Here is a 3,883-nt window from a genome sequence, read left to right on the forward strand (position 1 = left end):
TGGAGCGAGGTGCCGGACAAGTTATATGCCGGTCCTTTTTCGAAAGGCGCCCTGACCGGAGAGCGCTTCGGGCTGTTGCCGAGTTCCTCCTTTCGGCTCGCCACCGGGCGGTGCACGGATTGTCCGGTGCCCGAGGCGGCGCTCTGGTATTTTCGCGACGAACTCATCGCCGTTCCTGATGGACTTCGGCCGATCACCGGCACGGCGCTTTTCGAGCCGGAGCGGAGCGAAACGCCCCATCCGCCGCTGGTCTGGATCGGCGCTCCCGAGATCGTCGAACACGCGACCTTGTCCGAAGACGGACAGTTTCTCCGCGCACCGGCGGGTGAGATCGCGTTTGCGGTCACCCCGGCGATTCCCACCAATCGGGCCTATCTCGATCGTTCCACCGTGGCTTTTCTTTCGAAACGGCCGCTGCGCATGCGTGGCGTCACACTGAGCGATCGGGGGACTCCGGTTTTCGTCGCCCGGACGATCTGGCCGGAAGATACCCGTATCGACATCGATGGAGCCCGATTTGAGCCGTTGAAAGAGCGGGAAACCTTGACGACCTTGATCCGGGCACAGACCGGCGGCGTGACGGGCATCTACGCCGCGCGGGTGTTATGGGAGCGTCATCCGGGACAGCCCCGCCGCTGGGCGAGCCGCCCGGTGCTCGCCTTCGTGCTCGACGGCGCCCAGGGCGACGATGACGGCGCGCACGGCGGCCATCTCGCGCCCGCCACCGGGATATTGGGCCCGCAAGGCGAATGGAGCGATTGGCTGGCCGCCAACTTCTATCCCATAGACGACAAGAACGCAAAAGGCATTCTCTCGGCCATGGTGCCCATGGACAATTACCTCGCGGATCTCAACAGCGGACAGGCCTGGTACCGTCCGAACTACATGCTCGTCGCGGTCATGCGCGATTCCCGAATTCCGCGCCGGGTGCAAGCCACCTTGCAACAGGTGCTACACGGCTATTACTGCCATGTCATCGGTTACGACCGGGCCGCCAACAACAGCACCGCGCTGGTCATCGATCCCTTGCGCTGGCTGGGCTGGAACATTCCGGAGACCGGTCCGACCAGCTATCTCGCCGCCGTGGCCGCTTTCCCGGTGGCGGCCCTGGTTCAGATGAGCCTCGCCGGCGGCAGGGATGTGTTTCGCACGCTCGCCGCGGAGAAGACCCGGCTCGTGCCCAGAGAGGCCTTCGAGACGATAGGCCGAGACCTTCTCGATCTCGTCGAGGGGAGCGCTCCGACGCGAGAGCTGACCCCTTTCGAGCAGATGCTCGCGGCCGATACCGAGGCTGTACTTTTCGTCCGGATACCGCAGATTCCGTCCAGCCGCCGCTTCGGAACCTATCCGGCGGGTTCCCTGACCGAACTCGCCGGCCGGGTGCCGTGGAGCCGGAATGAATGGGAAACCGCCCCGGACCCCGGCGAACAGCCTTTTCCGGAACGGCTGGTAGGCTCGTGCAGATGAGCAGCGACCGATTTGCCGGCGCGCATCCAGGCACGGCGCCCGGGGGGCTATGGTTTCCCCGGGCAGTGGAAAAGACGGAAATCGGTCGGACCGAGAACGCTGTAGCACAGCAGGACAATCAGATGGATCTACTGAACTGGAACTGGAGCGAATTTCTGTCTCACGTGCTCAAGCTTGCAGGAGCGTTCGTACTCGCCCTGCCGATCGCCCTGGAGCGCGAAAGAACGACCCGCACCTTGGGATTGCGGACTTTCCCTCTGGTTGCGCTAGCAAGTTGCGGTTATATCCTGGTCGGGGAGTCGGTCGTCGGTACCGCTCAGGATGCGCAGGCGCGCATCATCTCCGGATTGATGACGGGTATCGGCTTTATCGGCGGCGGAGCGATTTTGAAGACGTCGACAGGTGTCCGGGGAACGGCCACGGCGGCTAGCCTATGGTCGACCGGCGCAATCGGCGCTTCGGTCGCCCACGGCTTGTATGAGATCGCCGTGCTGATCAGTACGATCAATTTTCTGACTTTGCAGTTTCTGACGCCGATCGAGCGTCGAATGGGCAAAAAGGATCGGCCGGATTTGGAGGACTCTTGACGCGCAGATCGACGTTTTCGGTCAGCCGCCGCACATTCTGACGTTGCAGAGACCGTGATTTGTGAGGGGGCGGCTAGCGTGGAAGCGCTCCCGACGGGAATCGAGCGAGGCGATGTTTCCGGACAGATCGGATTCATGATGGAATAAGTTCACCGCTTGATCGCTCGCTGCCTCGGGTGAGGTTTCGCGCGCTCTCTCGGCGGTGATCGTGATTTTTCAAAAAAGAAGAAAGTGGGGGGGCAAGTTATGTTCGTGTTCGACAGGAATGAGTTTTTCGAGGACTATCGTTCCGCGTTCGGACCCATGACGCAATACCGGGTCGACGCGCTGGAGTTTCTGCTTGGCGAAATCGAACAGGATGTCCGTTTCGATGGGACGGACACGGACCGGCAACAGTTGGCCTACTGCCTGGCGACATTCAAATGGGAAACGGCAAACACGATGAGGCCGATCGACGAGCACGGCTCGGCGGCCTACTTTGAATCCCGCTATGGATCGCATACCTCGGTAGGCCGGCGGCTCGGCAATCTTTACCCGGGCGATGGCAATCTTTTTCACGGGCGCGGTTTTGTACAGCTGACAGGCCGAAACAACTACGAGAGAGCGGGAAGATTTTTGAACGTGGATCTGATCTCGAACCCCGATAAAGCAAAGGAGCCCAAGCTGGCTTATCAAATTGCCGTCCAGGGAATGAAGGAAGGATGGTTCACGGGCAAAAAGCTCGGACATTTCATAAAAGACGGAGTATCGCCCGATTATGAGAATGCTCGAACCATCATCAATGGCCACGACAAGGCTACAACGATCGCCGACATCGCACGCCGATTCGACGATCTCTTGCGGGCGTCCGCCCTTCAGCGATCATAGCGAAGATGGCATCGGTCGATTTGGGATTCCGTCGGATCGACGGCGCTGCCGTATGAGTCCATTTCGGGAATGTCATGGAGCGCACAGGGAGTTGGGATTGCTATGAAATTGTCCGAGTTCGGCATCACCGCCGCTTTTGTAGGTCTGTTTCTGGTTGCTTCGGGAGTAAAGGCCGGAGGCGATCAAGACAAGTCCGATTTGACTCGAGAGGAGCGAAGCGCCTGGTATCAGAGACTGAAATGGCCCGCTGACTGCGAGGAGAGCTTCCAAAGCCAAGCCGAGGATATTCCCGATGCCGGCCTTACCTTTCATCGCCTGAAGGACAAGCAGTATCTCGTGGAGATACAGTGCTACCTGGGCGCTTATCAACCCGGTTTTGTTTTCATGTTTTATGACGAAGCACGGGCGAAAACGGCATTGTTGAAATTCAAGCGTTATGAGCGCGAGACGGATGGCCGCGTCTCCCGCTATCTTGAAACGGAGCTGAGCGGATTTCCCGAATTCGATGACAAAACGAAGGAGCTGAAAGTCTGGTCGAAATCCCGCGGCATCGGAGACTGCGGCTCGATCGTCGTTTACACTTTTCGGAACGGCCAGCCGGTCGTCGAGGAAGCTCGGGCTCAAGCCTGTCAGGACGACCCCGACGCTCCATTCGCGGAGCCGGAAGCCTGGCCGAGAGTCAGAAATCCTTAAAGCCTTCGGGCAGGAGACTTGCGAAGAAGGTTGAAGCCGAACGCCGGTGTCGGTGAGACGATCGCCATGGTCGTTGACGCTAGAGCATTTTCATGCCTACTGTACGGGCATTCGCGCGTAGGTCGGGAATCCTTTCCCGACACCACGTCCCGGCCGAGCGTCTTCGTCGGCAAAGGATTGCCGACCTACGAAAGCTTGAGTCGATCTACCCTGGCCGAAGGCGCCAACGACTCCTGCCAGGCCTGTTTTGCCGTACGAGCGAGATGAAA

At 59.8% G+C, this 3,883-nt stretch carries 4 protein-coding genes; all 4 read left to right on the top strand.

Features of this window, described 5'->3' with window-relative positions:
* On the top strand, window positions 1–1,467 hold a 1,467-nt coding region (locus ABJK70_RS21520; protein WP_347259077.1), incomplete at its 5' end, for a hypothetical protein.
* Window positions 1,464–2,054, top strand: a complete 591-nt coding sequence (locus ABJK70_RS21525; RefSeq protein WP_347259078.1) for an MgtC/SapB family protein — start codon at window positions 1,464–1,466, stop codon at window positions 2,052–2,054. The genes ABJK70_RS21520 and ABJK70_RS21525, both read left to right, overlap by 4 nt.
* 246 nt (window positions 2,055–2,300) lie before the next feature.
* The gene (locus ABJK70_RS21530) at window positions 2,301–2,921 is read left to right on the top strand and encodes a glycoside hydrolase family 19 protein (RefSeq protein WP_347259079.1); all 621 of its coding nucleotides are present in this window, start codon (window positions 2,301–2,303) and stop codon (window positions 2,919–2,921) included.
* Between the two features lie 102 nt (window positions 2,922–3,023).
* A complete protein-coding gene (locus ABJK70_RS21535) occupies window positions 3,024–3,614 on the top strand; it encodes a DUF1176 domain-containing protein (protein ID WP_347259080.1) in 591 nt (196 codons plus the stop codon).
* Window positions 3,615–3,883 lie beyond the last annotated feature (269 nt).

It is taken from the genome of Methylocaldum sp. (assembly GCF_039794385.1).
Taxonomy (GTDB): Bacteria; Pseudomonadota; Gammaproteobacteria; order Methylococcales; family Methylococcaceae; genus Methylocaldum.